The sequence below is a fragment of the Pseudomonas sp. BP11-1-1 genome, from assembly GCF_052112105.1.
GTDB classification, from domain to species: Bacteria; Pseudomonadota; Gammaproteobacteria; order Pseudomonadales; family Pseudomonadaceae; genus Aquipseudomonas; species Aquipseudomonas alvandae.
Map to the genome: position 1 here is coordinate 46,313 of NZ_JAUTYU010000007.1, position 16,503 is coordinate 62,815.

Below are 16,503 nucleotides of genomic sequence, written 5' to 3' on the forward strand. Positions count from 1 at the left end.
ACTTTGTCACACTAACTTCATATGATAATTTTCTTTATAAATCAGTTAGATATAAAAATATCACAGCGTTTATAGCGGTCTATCCCGGCGACGGGAAACCGATCGCTTACGCAACACTAGGCAAAGGCTTACAAACTGAAACTACAAAATGGGTACGACCGAAAGATCACACTTGCCCAGAAACGCAAAAGCCCCGAACCGGTCGGGGCTTTCTCTCCTGCGCTTGCTGAGTGTTACTGAAACAACGACTCGCTCGACAGGCCATTCTTCTCCAGAATCTCCCGAAGACGCTTGAGGCCTTCAACCTGGATCTGCCTGACCCGCTCACGGGTCAACCCAATCTCCAGCCCGACATCCTCCAGCGTGCTGCTTTCATGCCCGCGCAAGCCGAAGCGGCGAATCACCACTTCCCGTTGCTTGTCGGTCAGCTCCGAAAGCCACTGGTCGATGCTCTGGGACAGATCGTCATCCTGGAGCAACTCGCACGGGTCAGTCGGGCGATCGTCGGTAAGGGTATCCAGCAAGGTCTTATCCGAGTCCGGCCCCAGGGAAACGTCCACCGAGGAAACTCGCTCGTTCAGCCCCAGCATGCGCTTGACCTCGCCCACCGGTTTTTCCAACAGGTTGGCGATCTCTTCGGGCGAAGGTTCGTGGTCGAGCTTCTGGGTCAGTTCACGGGCAGCCCGCAGGTAGACATTCAGCTCCTTGACCACATGGATCGGCAGCCGGATGGTTCGGGTCTGGTTCATGATCGCCCGTTCGATGGTCTGGCGGATCCACCAGGTCGCATAGGTCGAGAAACGGAAGCCGCGCTCGGGGTCGAATTTCTCGACCGCGCGAATCAGTCCCAGGTTGCCCTCTTCGATCAGGTCCAGCAGCGAAAGCCCACGGTTGACGTAGCGTCGGGCGATTTTCACCACCAGGCGCAGGTTGCTTTCAATCATGCGTTTTCGACCGGCCGGGTCGCCACTTTGCGACAACCGCGCAAAATGAACTTCTTCCTCGGGGGAGAGCAGCGGCGAGAAACCGATTTCGTTGAGGTACAGCTGAGTGGCGTCCAGCGCCCGGGTGTAATCGATGTACTTATGTTGTTTAAGTGAAGCGGAGTGTTTGGATTTGGCACGAACGGAAGGTGGAGTCGCCCCTTCATCATTCGACATCGAATCCATAGCGATGCCGGTCTCCATCAGGAGAACCTCATCGTCGATGTCAAACTCCGGCACTTCTTTACTGAGAGCCATTGTTATAGTCCTTTGGTGAGTTCGACCTCAAGCTCGAGCGACGCCTTTATCCTTGGCAACGCTGGAGCCTGTTCCCTCTACGTGACGGAACAGGCTGACATGCAAATCAACGACGTGGCAGGAATTGCAGCGGATCTACAGGCTTACCTTGTCGGCGAATCTCAAAATGCAGTTTCACCCGGTCTGTACCCGTCGATCCCATTTCGGCAATTGTCTGCCCGACCTTGACCTGCTGCCCCTCCCGAACCAACAGCCTGCGGTTGTGACCGTAGGCACTGACGTAGGTATCGCTGTGTTTGATGATCACGAGTTCGCCGTAGCCCCTCAAACCACTCCCGGCGTACACAACCGTGCCATCAGACGCGGCAAAAACAGGCTGTCCCAAATCCCCGGCGATATCAATTCCTTTATTCAAACTACCGTTTGAAGAGAATTTTCCAATGAGAACGCCACTAGAAGGCCATCCCCAGCCAGTCGGGGCGGGGCCTGCCGGAGGCATCGGAGCGGGTGCCGGTTTGTTCGCGACGGACGGTACAGTCGCCGTTCCAGCAGTGGCCGGACGACGAATAACGGTGGTTTTGCTCGAGGACGAAGGGGTCGAACCCGACTGCGTGACGACCGCCGTTGGCGTTGAACCGCTGCGACCGTCAAAGCGAATTGTCTGACCTGGGTGAATCGTATAAGGCGCAGGAATGTTGTTCCGAGCCGCGAGGGCTTTGTAGTCCCAGCCGTAGCGAAAAGCGATGGAAAACAACGTATCGCCGCGACGGACTACATACTGGCCGGTCGTGACTGTAGGCCGTTGCGGTGTCGCGTTGTTGCGATCGACCACCCGGACGTTACCCGAAGGCGTACTGGAACAACCGACCAGCAAGGTACTCAAGAAAAGGCCAGTCACCAGGCGCTTAAAGCTCGTGATACCCATACGCTGCGCAATGACTGTGAGACTCACCCGCCGCTCCCTTTGTGGTGGCTGAAGATATTGAAAACTGCCTGTCCAGGCAGACATGTTGCCCCGTGGCTGGCCGATACCGTGCTTCTATAAAGGAAGCTCGAGGCACCGCCGCACACGTTTGCTCGACGCTGTTGAACGCCGTTTGGCAATTCGGCGCTGGACTGATCCGTGCAGCTGTAAGACACAGCACGGGCCGTGGAATTCAGCGCCCGGTTATAAATGCTCAGGCCAACGGCCCATTGAGCAGCGGCACGAAACGCACCGCCCCAAGGACGTGTCGCGAGAAGCCGTGTTCTTCGCGCACGATCAACATCAATTGCTGGACTTCGCCCGAGCCCACCGGAATGACCAGTCGCCCACCGGGAGCGAGCTGATCCAGCAAGGCCTGGGGAACGTCGGTAGCGACGGCCGTCACGATGATGCCGTTATAAGGCGCCAGGGCCGGCCAACCTTCCCACCCATCGCCCCAGCGAAATACCACGTTGCGCAGGTTCAATTCCACCAGGCGTTCCTTGGCGCGATCCTGCAGCACCTTGATCCGCTCCACGGAGAACACCCGCTCGACCAACTGCGACAACACTGCGGTCTGGTAGCCCGAGCCCGTGCCGATCTCCAGCACTTTGTCCAGCGGCCCCGCCTCCAGCAGCAACTCGCTCATGCGAGCGACCATATAAGGCTGGGAAATGGTCTGGTTGTGGCCAATCGGCAATGCGGTGTCTTCGTAAGCGCGATGGGCCAGGGCCTCATCGACGAACAAATGCCGTGGCGTGCGTCGGATGACTTCCAGGACCTGGGCGTTGGACAGGCCTTCTTCGTAAAGCCGCTGGATCAATCGCTCCCGCGTGCGCTGGGAGGTCATGCCGATGCCTCGGCGCAGCATATCGTCTTGTTCACGCGCCATCAGTGCAGCCCCTCCAGCCAGCCATCAAGATGCCTGAAGGCTTCGTTGAAGGTTCGATCGAGCTGCAAGGGCGTGATCGAGACATAGCCTTGCATCACGGCATGGAAGTCCGTGCCGGGCCCGCCATCTTCGGCGTCGCCGGCCGCGGCGATCCAGTAGCCAGCCTTGCCGCGCGGGTCGACGACATGCATCGGCTTGGCGGCGCGGGCACGGTGGCCCAGGCGAGTGAGCTGGATGCCACGAATGTGATCGAGCGGCAAGTTCGGAATGTTCACGTTCAGTACCGTGCGCGGCGGCAGGTCCAGTTCACCGTGGGCCTCTACCAGTTTGCGGGCAAAGTAGGCGGCGGTGGGCAAGTTGTCGACCTGCCGTGAAACAAACGAAAAGGCAAAGGACGTCTGGTTCAGGAAACGACCTTCCAAGGCTGCGGCGACCGTGCCTGAATACAGCACATCGTCGCCCAGGTTGGCCCCCAGGTTTATACCTGAGACCACCATGTCCGGCTCGCGCTCCAACAGGCCGTTCAGGCCAAGGTGTACGCAATCGGTTGGCGTACCGTTGAGACTGATGAAGCCGTTGTCCAGATAGCACGGGTGCAGCGGACGGTCGAGCGTCAGCGAGCTGCTGGCGCCGCTTTTGTCCTGGTCCGGGGCGATCACCACGCACTCGGCAAAATCCGCCAGCGCAGCATAAAGCGCGGCAAGACCGGGCGCTGTCACCCCGTCGTCGTTAGAAATCAGAATACGCATGGGCTGTCCGTCTGCCCCACCGGCACCAGATCGACGAGTTCGCGCACCAAGACAGTGGCGAAGCATCCGGCCGGCAGGACGAATTCCAGTTGCAGAATGTCAGGCTCGGGATAATGCCACGACAGCCCGCCAATGGGCAGTCGCAGGATGCGACGTTCGTGACTCATTCCCGCGTTTATCAACCAATCTCGAAGGTCAGCCTCGCCTTGGGCAATCGCCTGTTCCAGCTCGAAAATATCTCCGGCGGCGGGCGAAGGTCCCTCGCCCCACTGCGGTCCAGTGGGATGCAGGTCGAGAATCGCCAGGCGCGGATCGCTGCATTCGGCCTCCCCGGCCGGAAAGAAGCTACGGCTGTCGGTGAATGCCAGCAAGTCGCCTACCCGGGCTTGTTGCCAGGTACCGTCGGCCACCCGGGCCGCCAGCACTTTGTTGAACAGGAAACTGCGCGCCGTCGACAACAGCCGCGAACGTACGTTGCGCTGTTCCGGCAAAGCCTTGCGTGCAGCCCAGGCGCGGGCATCGACCACGTTTCCGCCATCGTGGCCAAAGCGCTGGGCGCCGAAATAATTGGGGATCCCCTCTTGCACAATCTGCTGCAGACGCGCGTCGATGGCGTCCTTGTCGCCCTTGAACTGGGTCAGGCGCAAGGTAAAGCCGTTGGCCGAGTGCGCGCCGCGCTGCAGCTTGCGCCGGTGGCGAGCGGTCTTGAGGATTTTCAAGGTGTCGTTCTCTGCCGCCGACAAATCCGGATCAGCCTTGCCGGGCAATTGCACGCTGAACCACTGACGGGTCAGGGCCTGACGATCCTTGAGCCCGGCGTAGCTGACGGTACGCAGTGGCACGCCGGCGGCCTTGGCGATACGCCGGGCAGCCTCTTCGGTGTTCAAGCCACGTTTTTCCACCCAGATCCAAAGATGCTCGCCATCGCCGGTCAACGGGATGTCGAGCACTTCATCGACCTGGAAATCCTCAGCGCTGGCCTTGAGTACCGCGCTGCCCAACGACTCACCATGGGCCCGTGGCCCCAACAGTTCCAATTCGGTCATGGGCGCAGCAACAAGGCAACGGAATGGACGGCAATACCTTCTTCGCGACCGACAAAGCCAAGCTTCTCGGTAGTGGTGGCTTTCACGTTCACTTGGTCCAGCTCAACTTGGAGATCCTCGGCAATCAACTGGCGCATCGCTTCGATGTGCGGAGCCATTTTGGGGGCTTGGGCAACAATGGTGTTATCGACGTTGCCGACTTTCCAGCCCTTGGCGTGGATCAACGAAACCACATGGCGCAGCAGCACGCGGCTGTCGGCACCCTTGAATTGCGGGTCGGTGTCGGGGAAGTGCTTGCCGATATCGCCCAAGGCAGCCGCGCCGAGCAGTGCGTCGCTCAAGGCGTGCAGCAGGACATCACCGTCAGAATGCGCGAGCAGCCCGAAGCCGTGTGCGATCCGCACGCCGCCCAGAGTAATGAAGTCGCCTTCAGCGAAACGGTGAACATCGTAGCCGTGGCCAATACGCATAAAAAAACGCCCCGATTTTTGTCAGGGCGTGATTCTACCTGCATTAGGCGTTTAGAGCGCGTGCATGATGTTGCAAGTGTTCACCGATGAAACTGGCGATGAAGAAATAGCTGTGGTCATAGCCCGGTTGCAGGCGCAGTTCCAATGGATGGCCGGCCGCTTTCGCCGCTTGCTGCAAGGCCTCGGGCTTGAGTTGGCTGGCGAGGAAGTCATCGCGATCCCCCTGGTCCACCAGCAGCGGCAGCTTTTCGCCCGCCTCGGCGATCAACGCGCACGCATCCCACTCGCGCCATTTCGAGCGATCTTCCCCAAGGTAGCGAGAAAACGCTTTCTGCCCCCATGGGCAGTCCATCGGATTGTTGATCGGCGAAAAGGCCGACACCGAACGGTAACGCCCAGGGTTGCGCAAGGCGCACACAAGTGCGCCATGACCGCCCATGGAATGACCGCTGATGCCACGTTTATCCGAAGCCGGGAAATGCGCTTCGACCAGTGTCGGCAATTCCTGCACGACGTAGTCATGCATCCGATAGTGCCGCGCCCAAGGATCCTGCGTGGCGTTCAGATAGAACCCCGCCCCCAGGCCGAAGTCCCACGCACCGTCCGGATCGCCCGGCACGTCGGCGCCACGGGGGCTGGTGTCGGGCGCGACGATGATCAGCCCCAGCTCGGCGGCCATGCGCTGGGCACCGGCCTTTTGCATGAAGTTCTCGTCGGTGCAGGTCAGCCCGGACAGCCAATACAGCACCGGAAGCTTGCCGCCCTGCTCGGCTTGCGGCGGCAGGTACACGGCAAACACCATGTCACAACCGAGCACTTCGGAACGGTGCCGGTAACGCTTATGCCAGCCGCCGAAGCTTTTCTGGCAAGAGATGTTTTCCAGACTCATGGGCAATACATCAGTTGCAAGCGGCAAGCTTTAAGCTGCAAGAGGGAGGTGAACCGACTTGCGGCTTATGGCTTGAAGCTTGCGGCTGCTCCTTAAAAATGAATGACGGTACGGATGCTCTTGCCTTCGTGCATCAGGTCGAACGCCTTGTTGATGTCTTCCAGGCCCATGGTGTGGGTGATGAAAGTGTCCAGCGGAATCTCGCCCTTTTCGGCCATGTCCACATAGCTCGGCAACTCAGTGCGACCGCGCACGCCGCCAAACGCCGAACCACGCCAGACGCGCCCGGTCACCAGTTGGAATGGACGGGTGGCAATCTCCTGGCCGGCCCCGGCCACGCCGATGATCACCGACTCGCCCCAGCCCTTGTGGCAGCACTCCAGCGCGGCACGCATCAACTGGACATTGCCGATGCATTCGAAGGAAAAATCCACGCCGCCGTCCGTCATGTCGACGATGACTTCCTGGATCGGACGGTCGAAGTCTTTCGGGTTGACGCAATCAGTGGCGCCCAGTTGTTTGGCGATTTCGAATTTGGCCGGGTTGATGTCGATGGCGATGATGCGCGCGGCCTTGGCCTTCACGGCGCCAATCACGGCCGAAAGGCCGATGCCGCCCAGGCCGAAGATCGCCACAGTGTCACCCGGCTTGACCTTGGCGGTGTTCAGCACAGCGCCGATACCCGTGGTGACGCCACAACCCAGCAGGCAGACCTTTTCCAGCGGCGCTTCTTTTGGAATCTTCGCAACGGAGATTTCCGGCAGCACGGTGTACTCAGAGAACGTCGAGGTGCCCATGTAGTGGAAAATCGTCTCGCCCTTGTAGGAAAAGCGCGACGTACCGTCCGGCATCAAGCCTTTGCCCTGGGTGGCGCGAATAGCCTGGCAGAGGTTGGTCTTGCCCGACTTGCAGAATTTGCACTGGCCGCACTCCGGCGTGTACAGCGGAATCACATGGTCGCCCACCGCCACCGACGTCACGCCTTCGCCGATGGCCTCGACAATGGCGCCGCCTTCGTGGCCGAGGATCGACGGAAAAATCCCTTCCGGGTCGGCGCCCGACAGGGTGTAGGCATCGGTGTGGCAGACACCGGAAGCCACCACGCGCAACAGCACTTCGCCCGCCTTGGGCATGGCCACGTCGACCTCGACGATTTCCAGGGGTTTCTTGGCCTCGAAGGCAACGGCGGCGCGTGACTTGATCATCCGGATACTCCAGCAAATAAAAACGAGACAAGGAGTGTAATCCGCCACCAGACGATGAATAATCCGGCTAAAAGCAAAACATTATTGCCATACAGGGATAATCCTCCATGTCGGATAACCGCTGGGAAGGTATCGACGAGTTTGTGGCCGTGGCCGAATGCAGCCAATTCACCGCCGCCGCGGAACGGCTCGGGGTTTCGTCTTCCCATATCAGCCGACAAATCGTACGGCTTGAAGAGCGTCTACAGACACGACTGCTCTACCGCAGCACCCGCCGTGTGACGTTGACCGAAGCCGGGCAAACCTTTTTGCAGCACTGCCAGCGCCTCCAGGATGGACGCGAGGAAGCACTGCGGGCCGTCGGCGACCTGACCAGCGAGCCCAAGGGCATGCTGCGCATGACCTGTGCCGTGGCTTACGGCGAACGGTTTATCGTGCCGTTGGTGACGCGATTCATGGGCCTATATCCGCAATTGCGGGTGGACATAGAATTGAGCAATCGCCAGTTGGACCTCGTCCACGAAGGCCTGGACCTGGCGATTCGCCTCGGCCGCCTGCAGGACTCACGCTTGGTCGCCGCACGCTTGGCACCGCGACGCATGTACCTTTGCGCTTCGCCCTCCTACCTGGAACGTTATGGTCGCCCCCACAGCTTGTCGGAACTGAGCCGCCACAACTGCCTGATCGGCAGCTCCGACATGTGGCAACTGGAGCAGAATGGGCGGGAATTTTCCCAGCGAGTACAGGGAAACTGGCGTTGTAACAGTGGGCAAGCGGTACTTGATGCAGCGCTTCAAGGCGTGGGTTTGTGCCAGTTGCCGGACTATTACGTGCTGGAGCATTTGAACAGCGGTGCGTTGATTTCGCTGCTGGAGGCTCATCAGCCACCGAATACGGCGGTGTGGGCGTTGTACCCGCAGCAACGGCATCTGTCGCCGAAGGTGCGCAAGTTGGTGGATTATTTGAAGGGGGGCTTGGCTGAGCGGCCTGAATATCGGGGGTGACAGTGGTTTTTTTGTTGTCCGGGATGACGCCATCGCGAGCAAGCTCGCTCCCACAGTGGACCGGTGTGAACACACATCCATCACTCGACGATAACCCTGTGGGAGCGAGCTTGCTCGCGATGGCGCCGGCCCAGACAATGACGATCCAACGAGGAAACAGATCCAGCTTAACGCCGATTCGCCCACCGCTGGCGCAACCACTCCAGGTCTTCTGGCCGGGTCACCTTGATGTTATCCGCCCGTCCTTCGATCAACCGAGGCGCCTGCCCCGCCCATTCCATGGCGGACGCTTCGTCGGTAATCACTGCATCCGCCACCAGGCTGTCGGCCAGGGCTCGATGCAAGGCGCCGAGGCGGAACATTTGTGGCGTGTAGGCTTGCCAGACCACGCTGCGATCGACCGTTTCCAGCACGCGGCCATGCTTGTCGACGCGCTTGAGGGTATCGCGCGCCGGCACACCCAGCAGGCCGCCGACCGGATCGTTCGCCAGCTCATGGAGCAAGTTATCAAGATCGTCCCGGGCCAGGTTCGGCCGCGCGGCGTCGTGTACCAGCACCCAATCGAAATCGTCGGCGCCCTGCTCGTGAAGGTGCAGCAACGCATTGAGCACCGAACCCGAACGCTGCTCACCGCCATCCACACGCTGGATACGCGGATCGCTGGCACAGGCCAGTGTCGGCCAATAGGGATCGTCAGATGCCACGCTGACCACCACGCCCTGGACGGTCGGGTGATCGAGGAAACAGCCAAGGCTGTGTTCGAGAATTGTGCGTCCGCCCAACTGCAGGTATTGCTTGGGACGGTCCGCGGCCATGCGAGCACCAACGCCCGCGGCAGGAATCACGGCCCAAAAGGCCGGTAAACGAATGCTCATTGGGCCAGTTGATAGAGGGTTTCGCCCTCTTTCACCATGCCCAATTCATGGCGAGCCCGCTCTTCGACGGTCTCCATGCCTTTTTTCAGTTCCATCACTTCGGCGTCCATCACTCGGTTACGCTCCAGCAATGCCTCGTTTTCGGCGTGCTGGTCGGCAATTTGCTGAGTCAACTCGGCCACCTGCGCCAAGCTGCCATTACCCACCCAAAGGCGGTACTGCAGGCCGGCCAGCAACAAGAGCAAGACGAGAAACAACCAATTGGGACTGCGCATCGAATATCAGGTATCCAGTGAAAAAAGACCGCCATGCCAAACTTTGAAGCGTCTGATAGCACGAAGCCTGGAAGATCCAGGCTTGTGCTTGATAAGGCATCAGATTAGAGGCAAAACCGCCACCTTGGCGACCTTTGCGACGCAATCCGCTGTCTTTTTATCATTTACAGCTTAACCGCGAAACTCGGCGCGACCGTTGTACTTGGCCTTGCCGTTCAACTGCTCTTCGATGCGCAGCAGTTGGTTGTACTTGGAAACGCGGTCGGAGCGGCACAGCGAACCGGTCTTGATCTGGCCCGCCGCGGTGCCCACGGCCAGGTCGGCAATGGTCGAGTCTTCGGTTTCACCCGAGCGGTGGGAGATCACGGCGGTATAACCGGCGGCCTTGGCCATCTGGATGGCTTCCAGGGTTTCGGTCAGGGTGCCGATCTGGTTGAACTTGATCAGGATCGAGTTGGCGATCTTCTTGTCGATGCCTTCTTTCAGGATCTTGGTGTTGGTCACGAACAGGTCGTCACCCACCAGCTGGGTTTTCTCGCCGATCTTGTCGGTGAGGATTTTCCAGCCCGCCCAGTCGGACTCGTCCAGGCCGTCTTCGATGGAGATGATCGGGTAGCGTTCGGTCAGGCCCTTGAGGTAGTCGGCGAAACCTTCGGCGGTGAACACCTGGCCTTCGCCGGACAAGTTGTACTTGCCGTCTTCGAAGAACTCACTGGCGGCGCAGTCCAGGGCCAGGGTCACGTCGGTGCCCAGCTTGTAGCCAGCGTTGGCCACGGCTTCGGAGATCACTTTCAGTGCATCTTCGTTGGACGCCAGGTTCGGTGCGAAACCGCCTTCGTCGCCAACGGCGGTGCTCAGGCCACGGGCCTTCAGCACGGCCTTGAGGTGATGGAAAATCTCGGTGCCCATGCGCAGGCCTTCGGAGAAGGTCTTGGCACCCACCGGCTGCACCATGAATTCCTGGATGTCGACGTTGTTATCGGCATGCTCGCCGCCGTTGATGATGTTCATCATTGGTACCGGCATCGAGTACACGCCCGGCGTACCGTTGAGGTTGGCGATGTGCGCGTACAGCGGCAGGTCCTGGTCCTGGGCAGCGGCCTTGGCAGCGGCCAGGGACACGGCGAGGATCGCGTTGGCGCCCAGGGTGGCTTTGTTTTCGGTACCGTCGAGCTTGATCATGGCGTGATCGAGGGCTTTCTGGTCGGCAGGGTCCTTGCCCAGCAACAGGTCACGGATCGGGCCGTTGATGTTGGCGACGGCCTTCAACACGCCCTTGCCCAGGTAACGGCTCTTGTCGCCATCACGCAGCTCCAGCGCTTCGCGCGAGCCAGTGGAAGCACCGGACGGCGCGCAGGCGCTGCCGATGATGCCGTTGTCGAGAAGCACGTCCGCTTCGACAGTGGGGTTGCCACGGGAGTCGAGAACTTCACGACCTTTGATGTCGACGATTTTTGCCATTGTTGTAAACACTCCAAAGTTGACGAAAACGACGCAGCGAGAGGAAATCTTTATCGTCGGCGGGATAGAGCAGCGGGCAGGCTTGCCGACGACAACGCCCGGCCCGCAGGCCAGAGCGTTTATCGAGCGGTACTTTACCGGAGAAAATCGCGTTACGCGGTTTCTATCGTCGGAAAACCCTTGACCAGCTCATCCAGCGACTTGAGCTGAGACAGGAAAGGTTCCAGCTTGTTCAAGCGCAAGGCACAAGGGCCGTCGCACTTGGCGTTGTCAGGGTCAGGGTGGGCTTCAAGGAACAGGCCAGCCAGGGACTGGCTCATGCCGGCCTTGGCCAGGTCGGTGACCTGGGCGCGACGACCACCCGCGGAATCGGAGCGACCGCCAGGCATTTGCAGCGCGTGGGTCACGTCGAAGAATACCGGGTACTCGAACTGCTTCATGATGCCGAAGCCGAGCATGTCCACCACGAGGTTGTTGTAGCCGAAGCTTGAACCACGCTCGCAGAGGATCAACTGGTCGTTGCCGGCCTCTTCGCATTTGCTCAGGATGTGTTTCATTTCCTGGGGCGCGAGGAACTGGGCTTTCTTGATATTGATCACCGCGCCGGTCTTGGCCATCGCGACCACCAGGTCGGTCTGGCGCGACAGGAAGGCCGGCAACTGGATGATGTCGCAGACCTCGGCGACCACCGCGGCCTGGTCAGGCTCGTGGACGTCGGTGATGATCGGCACGCCGAAGGCTTGCTTGATGTCCTGGAAAATCCGCATCCCCTCTTCCAGGCCCGGACCACGGTAGGAAGTCACCGACGAACGGTTGGCCTTGTCGAAGCTGGCCTTGAAGACGTATGGAATACCCAGTTTCTGGGTAACCTTCACATACTCCTCGCAGACCTGCATCGCCATGTCGCGGCTTTCCAGCACGTTCATGCCGCCAAACAGCACCATGGGTTTGTCGTTGGCAATCTCGATGTCGCCAACGCGGATGATCTTCTGGGCCATCGTCTTATGCCTTTTTCTGGTGTTGAGCCAAAGCGGCTTTCACGAAACCACTGAACAGCGGGTGACCGTCGCGCGGTGTCGAAGTGAACTCCGGGTGGAACTGGCAGGCGACGAACCATGGATGGTCCGCAGCCTCGACCACTTCAACCAGTGCACCGTCACCGGAACGACCGGAAATCTTCAGGCCGGCTTCGATCAGTTGTGGCAGCAGGTTGTTGTTCACTTCGTAGCGGTGGCGATGACGCTCGACGATCACGTCCTTGGCGTAGCAATCGTGCACCTTGGAGCCGGCTTCGAGCAGGCATTCCTGCGCGCCGAGGCGCATGGTGCCGCCCAGGTCCGAGCTTTCGGTACGCACTTCGACGGCGCCGGTGGCATCTTCCCACTCGGTGATCAGGCCCACGACCGGGTGGCCACTGGCACGATCGAATTCGGTGGAGTTGGCGTCTTTCCAGCCCATCACGTTACGGGCGAACTCGATGACCGCCACTTGCATCCCGAGGCAGATGCCCAGGTACGGCACCTTGTTCTCGCGGGCGTATTGCACGGCGGTGATCTTGCCTTCCACGCCGCGCAGGCCAAAGCCGCCCGGTACGAGGATCGCATCGGCGCCTTCGAGCAGGCCGGTGCCCTGGTTCTCGATGTCTTCGGAGTCGATGTAGCGCAGGTTGACCTTGGTGCGGTTGCTGATGCCGGCATGACTCATCGCTTCGATCAGCGACTTGTAGGCGTCCAGCAGCTCCATGTACTTGCCGACCATGGCGATGGTGACTTCGTGCTCTGGATTGAGCTTGGCATCGACCACGGCGTCCCACTCGGACAGGTCGGCGCTGGCGCATTGCAGGCCGAAGCGCTCGACAACGAAGTCATCGAGGCCCTGGGAGTGCAGGATGCCCGGGATCTTGTAGATGGTGTCGGCGTCTTCCAGGCCGATGACCGCACGTTCTTCCACGTTGGTGAACTGGGCGATCTTGCGACGCGAGGAGATGTCGATCGGGTGATCGGAGCGGCAGATCAGCACGTCCGGCTGCAGGCCGATGGAACGCAGTTCCTTGACCGAGTGCTGGGTTGGCTTGGTCTTGGTTTCGCCGGCGGTGGCGATGTACGGCACCAGGGTCAGGTGCATCAGCATCGCGCGCTTGGCACCGATTTCGAAACGCAACTGGCGGATGGCTTCAAGGAACGGCTGGGACTCGATGTCGCCCACAGTGCCGCCGATCTCGACCATCGCCACGTCCGCGTCGCCGGCACCCTTGATGATGCGGCGCTTGATTTCGTCGGTGATGTGCGGGATGACCTGGATGGTTGCGCCAAGGTAGTCACCACGACGCTCTTTGCGCAGGACGTGCTCGTAGACACGGCCGGTGGTGAAGTTGTTGTTCTGGGTCATGGTCGTGCGGATGAACCGCTCGTAGTGGCCCAGGTCCAGGTCGGTCTCGGCGCCGTCGTGGGTGACGAACACTTCACCGTGCTGGAACGGGCTCATGGTGCCCGGGTCGACGTTGATGTACGGGTCCAGCTTGAGCATGGTGACCTTAAGTCCCCGCGCCTCCAGGATGGCCGCCAATGAAGCCGAGGCAATGCCTTTCCCCAATGAAGAAACAACACCGCCCGTGACGAATATGTAGCGCGTCATGAAAAACCCTAGAAGTCTGCGTTAAAGCGGTCCGAGCCGCCGGGGAAAGCGAAGGAAGGCCGAAGCCCCCGATCACCTGCATTAATCACAGTGCACCTTTCAAAAAAACCGCCGCGTCGGGACAGACCGGAGGTGAAATCACCGGTACGTTGTTCGCTACACATTTTTTGGAATCGCCCAGCAAAGACTGCTTGGTAATCGGCAACTCCTGCAATTCAGGCGAATCCACAGAAGTTGTATCAAGAAGGGAGCGTAGTCTACCGGAAAGCCCCTTTCAGCTCAAACCCAGATCTTGGCTTTCATGGCTGCCAGGTCAGTTGCCAACTGCCATCAGTCCCCCGATCGAATCCCTGAAGGCTGGCCAACCCCAGCAATTGCTCGCCCCGATACAGGAGCGGCAAACGGCCACGTACGAACGCCGGCACGCCGTTTTCGTTGAGCAAACGCTTGAGATCCCGGTGCCCGCGTCCCGGCAATTCCATGATTTCACCGCCCTGGCGATAGCGGATGCAAAGCGCTCCCGAGGGGGCTGCGCCAAGAAGAATTACCCGACCATTACCCGGCAGCAACAATGGCCGATCGACCTCAGGCCATTCAATCGGACCCGAGACCGGCTGTCGCCAATGGTCGGATAACCACCAGATGCGTCCGCCGGTCCGGTGCAATTCTCCGTCCGCCAGTCGCCAGACCGGATGGCCATCGCCCCTGGCGTCACGCAACGAGTCCCAGCCCACCCAATGATCACTGTCGGGAAGCTTAGTCACCGGTGCCAGCCAATGACTCAATGCGTTGCGCTGGCGGGCCGCAGACAAAGCGCGCAAGGGCGCCAGCTCAAGAGACCGTAACCCGAGCCAGTCGAACGCGCTGGCGCTCATGGCACGCTCCAGATCGATCTGCGCCAACTCGTCCAGCAAGCCTTGCGCCTCGCTCAGGTGCGCGGCGCTGCGGGCGAGGGTCATCGATGCCTGGGGCCACTGCTCGGCCAAGACCGGAAAGACCCGTTGGCGCAGGAAATTGCGGGCGTAACGATGGTCATCGTTGGAAGGGTCCTCGACCCAGCTCAAGCCATGCCGGCTGGCATAGGCCTCCAACTCCACGCGGGATACATCGAGCAATGGTCGCAGCAAATGTCCCCGGCCCAGTGGTCGCTGCCTCGGCATCGCCGCGAGGCCTCGCGCGCCCGCCCCACGCAGCAAACGAAACAGCAGGGTCTCGGCTTGATCGTCCCGGTGCTGGGCGGTGAGCAGTACTTCGTTGTCTTGTGTCGCGGCGGTGAAAGCCGCGTAACGCGCATCCCGGGCGGCGCGCTCGACACTGGCGCCTGGCCGGACCTCAACGCTGACCACTTCAAGCGGCACCCCAAGGGCCTCGCAGACCCTGCGACAATGTTCCGGCCACGCCTCGGCCACGACCTGGAGACCATGATGGATATGGATGGCGCTGAGCGGTGGCAGGGCTTGGTTTTTGGCCAGGGAAACGAGCAGGTGCAGCAGGACGGTGGAATCGAGGCCACCGGAGAAGGCGATGCGCCAGTGGGCGGCGTTGCGCCAGGGAGATAGCTGTGTGAGGAGCCGGGTTGGCAGATCAATCCTGGGCTGATTCATGGAAACTTGCCTTCACACCAATCAAATGTGGGAGCGAGCTTGCTCGCGATGGCGGTGTATCAGTCAACTTATCGGTTGAATGTTAAACCGCCATCGCGAGCAAGCTCGCTCCCACACAGGGTACAACGCTTGGATCAGAGGCCGTAGCTCATCAACCGCTCATAACGACGGGCCAGCAACGCGTCGTTGTCGAACTTCTTGAGCATCGACAGCTGCGAACTCAGCTCCGCGCGAATCAGCGCAGCGGCCGCAGCCGGGTCACGGTGGGCGCCGCCCACTGGCTCGTTGATCACTTTATCAACGATGCCCAGGCCTTTGAGACGCTCAGCGGTGATGCCCATGGCTTCAGCGGCATCCGGCGCCTTCTCGGCGGTTTTCCAGAGGATAGAGGCGCAGCCTTCCGGCGAGATCACCGCGTAGGTGGAGTATTGCAGCATGTTCAACTGATCGCAGACACCGATGGCCAACGCACCGCCCGAACCGCCTTCGCCGATCACGGTGGCGATGATCGGGGTTTTCAGGCGGGCCATGACGCGCAGGTTCCAGGCGATCGCTTCGCTCTGGTTGCGCTCTTCGGCGTCGATGCCTGGGTAAGCGCCCGGGGTGTCGATGAAGGTCAGGATCGGCATCTTGAAGCGTTCGGCCATTTCCATCAGGCGGCAGGCCTTGCGGTAGCCTTCCGGACGCGGCATGCCGAAGTTGCGACGCACCTTCTCGCGCACTTCGCGGCCCTTCTGGTGACCGATCACCATCACCGGCTGGTCGTCCAGGCGGGCAACGCCGCCGACGATCGCGGCGTCGTCGGAGAAGTGACGGTCGCCGTGCAGCTCATCGAACTCGGTAAAGATGTGGTCGATGTAGTCCAGGGTATAGGGACGACGCGGGTGACGCGCCAGACGCGCGATCTGCCAGCTGGTCAGCTTGCCGAAGATGTCTTCGGTCAGCGTGCGGCTCTTGTCCTGCAGCCGAGAGATTTCATCGCCAATATTCAGCGAATTGTCGTTACCGACCAAGCGCAACTCTTCGATCTTGGCTTGAAGGTCGGCGATCGGCTGTTCGAAATCTAGAAAATTCGGGTTCATAGGCGTCCGTCTTGGGTCGACGTCCAAGAGAGCTTGGGCCGGCCGGTTGTCTATTCGCGCCCTACCTTAAGGGAGAGGCGCGTTCAGGTCGAGATTAAAAATTCGAGTCGAG

15 protein-coding genes and 1 pseudogene are annotated in these 16,503 nt (G+C 60.3%); 1 reads left to right on the forward strand and 15 read right to left on the reverse strand.

Going from position 1 to position 16,503, the window contains the following annotated elements; all coding sequences use genetic code 11:
• Positions 1-233 precede the first annotated feature (233 nt).
• From rpoS to Q7C33_RS16065, 8 genes are all read right to left on the reverse strand, one after another.
• A complete protein-coding gene (rpoS, locus tag Q7C33_RS16030; protein WP_003198289.1) occupies positions 234-1,241 on the reverse strand; it encodes an RNA polymerase sigma factor RpoS in 1,008 nt (335 codons plus the stop codon).
• Positions 1,242-1,347: 106 nt separating this feature from the next.
• Positions 1,348-2,193 carry a peptidoglycan DD-metalloendopeptidase family protein gene (locus Q7C33_RS16035; RefSeq protein ID WP_407683767.1) on the reverse strand — a complete coding sequence of 282 codons (846 nt, stop codon included), beginning with the start codon at positions 2,191-2,193 and terminating at the stop codon, positions 1,348-1,350.
• Positions 2,194-2,419: 226 nt separating this feature from the next.
• Entirely contained in the window at positions 2,420-3,055 is a 636-nt protein-coding gene (locus tag Q7C33_RS16040) for a protein-L-isoaspartate(D-aspartate) O-methyltransferase (protein WP_175361775.1), read from the reverse strand.
• Positions 3,056-3,096: 41 nt separating this feature from the next.
• Complete coding sequence (gene surE, locus Q7C33_RS16045; protein ID WP_030139467.1) at positions 3,097-3,846, reverse strand: 5'/3'-nucleotidase SurE; 750 nt, start codon at positions 3,844-3,846, stop codon at positions 3,097-3,099.
• On the reverse strand, positions 3,834-4,892 hold the full coding sequence (truD, locus tag Q7C33_RS16050; protein ID WP_030139468.1) for a tRNA pseudouridine(13) synthase TruD: 1,059 nt from the start codon (positions 4,890-4,892) through the stop codon (positions 3,834-3,836). Before truD ends, surE begins: the two co-directional genes overlap by 13 nt.
• Positions 4,889-5,362: a 2-C-methyl-D-erythritol 2,4-cyclodiphosphate synthase gene (gene ispF, locus Q7C33_RS16055; protein WP_003184863.1), complete on the reverse strand. Its 474-nt coding sequence runs from the start codon at positions 5,360-5,362 to the stop codon at positions 4,889-4,891. Before ispF ends, truD begins: the two co-directional genes overlap by 4 nt.
• A gap of 43 nt (positions 5,363-5,405) precedes the next feature.
• Positions 5,406-6,257 carry an S-formylglutathione hydrolase gene (fghA, locus tag Q7C33_RS16060; protein WP_407683814.1) on the reverse strand — a complete coding sequence of 284 codons (852 nt, stop codon included), beginning with the start codon at positions 6,255-6,257 and terminating at the stop codon, positions 5,406-5,408.
• Positions 6,258-6,343: 86 nt separating this feature from the next.
• Positions 6,344-7,456, reverse strand: a complete 1,113-nt coding sequence (locus Q7C33_RS16065) for an S-(hydroxymethyl)glutathione dehydrogenase/class III alcohol dehydrogenase (RefSeq protein WP_030139471.1) — start codon at positions 7,454-7,456, stop codon at positions 6,344-6,346.
• 107 nt (positions 7,457-7,563) lie between these two features.
• Here Q7C33_RS16065 and Q7C33_RS16070 point away from each other — a divergent pair, with 107 nt between their 5' ends.
• The gene (locus Q7C33_RS16070) at positions 7,564-8,460 is read left to right on the forward strand and encodes a LysR substrate-binding domain-containing protein (protein ID WP_407683768.1); all 897 of its coding nucleotides are present in this window, start codon (positions 7,564-7,566) and stop codon (positions 8,458-8,460) included.
• A 167-nt stretch (positions 8,461-8,627) separates the two neighbouring features.
• On the opposite strand, the gene ispD is transcribed toward Q7C33_RS16070, so the two are convergent.
• The 7 genes and pseudogenes from ispD to Q7C33_RS16105 form a co-directional block, all read right to left on the reverse strand.
• Positions 8,628-9,335 (reverse strand): 2-C-methyl-D-erythritol 4-phosphate cytidylyltransferase, encoded by a 708-nt coding sequence (gene ispD / locus Q7C33_RS16075; protein WP_030139473.1) that lies wholly within the window; start codon positions 9,333-9,335, stop codon positions 8,628-8,630.
• Entirely contained in the window at positions 9,332-9,610 is a 279-nt protein-coding gene (gene ftsB / locus Q7C33_RS16080; protein ID WP_030139474.1) for a cell division protein FtsB, read from the reverse strand. Before ftsB ends, ispD begins: the two co-directional genes overlap by 4 nt.
• A 171-nt stretch (positions 9,611-9,781) precedes the next feature.
• Entirely contained in the window at positions 9,782-11,071 is a 1,290-nt protein-coding gene (eno, locus tag Q7C33_RS16085; RefSeq protein WP_030139475.1) for a phosphopyruvate hydratase, read from the reverse strand.
• A gap of 152 nt (positions 11,072-11,223) precedes the next feature.
• Entirely contained in the window at positions 11,224-12,069 is an 846-nt protein-coding gene (gene kdsA, locus Q7C33_RS16090) for a 3-deoxy-8-phosphooctulonate synthase (protein ID WP_030139476.1), read from the reverse strand.
• Between the two features lie 4 nt (positions 12,070-12,073).
• The gene (locus tag Q7C33_RS16095) at positions 12,074-13,705 is read right to left on the reverse strand and encodes a CTP synthase (protein ID WP_030139477.1); all 1,632 of its coding nucleotides are present in this window, start codon (positions 13,703-13,705) and stop codon (positions 12,074-12,076) included.
• Between the two features lie 274 nt (positions 13,706-13,979).
• Positions 13,980-15,309 (reverse strand): annotated as a pseudogene (gene tilS, locus Q7C33_RS16100) (tRNA lysidine(34) synthetase TilS).
• Between the two features lie 134 nt (positions 15,310-15,443).
• On the reverse strand, positions 15,444-16,391 hold the full coding sequence (locus Q7C33_RS16105) for an acetyl-CoA carboxylase carboxyltransferase subunit alpha (RefSeq protein WP_024779026.1): 948 nt from the start codon (positions 16,389-16,391) through the stop codon (positions 15,444-15,446).
• Positions 16,392-16,503 lie beyond the last annotated feature (112 nt).

Bases quoted from the DNA above. Each gene is read 5' to 3' on its own strand.
- rpoS (WP_003198289.1), bottom strand. From the start codon at position 1,241: ATGGCTCTCAGTAAAGAAGTGCCGGAGTTTGACATCGACGATGAGGTT.
- Q7C33_RS16040 (WP_175361775.1), bottom strand. From the start codon at position 3,055: ATGACCTCCCAGCGCACGCGGGAGCGATTGATCCAGCGGCTTTACGAA.
- surE (WP_030139467.1), bottom strand. From the start codon at position 3,846: ATGCGTATTCTGATTTCTAACGACGACGGGGTGACAGCGCCCGGTCTT.
- truD (WP_030139468.1), bottom strand. From the start codon at position 4,892: ATGACCGAATTGGAACTGTTGGGGCCACGGGCCCATGGTGAGTCGTTG.
- ispF (WP_003184863.1), bottom strand. From the start codon at position 5,362: ATGCGTATTGGCCACGGCTACGATGTTCACCGTTTCGCTGAAGGCGAC.
- Q7C33_RS16065 (WP_030139471.1), bottom strand. From the start codon at position 7,456: ATGATCAAGTCACGCGCCGCCGTTGCCTTCGAGGCCAAGAAACCCCTG.
- Q7C33_RS16070 (WP_407683768.1), top strand. From the start codon at position 7,564: ATGTCGGATAACCGCTGGGAAGGTATCGACGAGTTTGTGGCCGTGGCC.
- ispD (WP_030139473.1), bottom strand. From the start codon at position 9,335: ATGAGCATTCGTTTACCGGCCTTTTGGGCCGTGATTCCTGCCGCGGGC.
- ftsB (WP_030139474.1), bottom strand. From the start codon at position 9,610: ATGCGCAGTCCCAATTGGTTGTTTCTCGTCTTGCTCTTGTTGCTGGCC.
- eno (WP_030139475.1), bottom strand. From the start codon at position 11,071: ATGGCAAAAATCGTCGACATCAAAGGTCGTGAAGTTCTCGACTCCCGT.
- kdsA (WP_030139476.1), bottom strand. From the start codon at position 12,069: ATGGCCCAGAAGATCATCCGCGTTGGCGACATCGAGATTGCCAACGAC.
- Q7C33_RS16095 (WP_030139477.1), bottom strand. From the start codon at position 13,705: ATGACGCGCTACATATTCGTCACGGGCGGTGTTGTTTCTTCATTGGGG.
- Q7C33_RS16105 (WP_024779026.1), bottom strand. From the start codon at position 16,391: ATGAACCCGAATTTTCTAGATTTCGAACAGCCGATCGCCGACCTTCAA.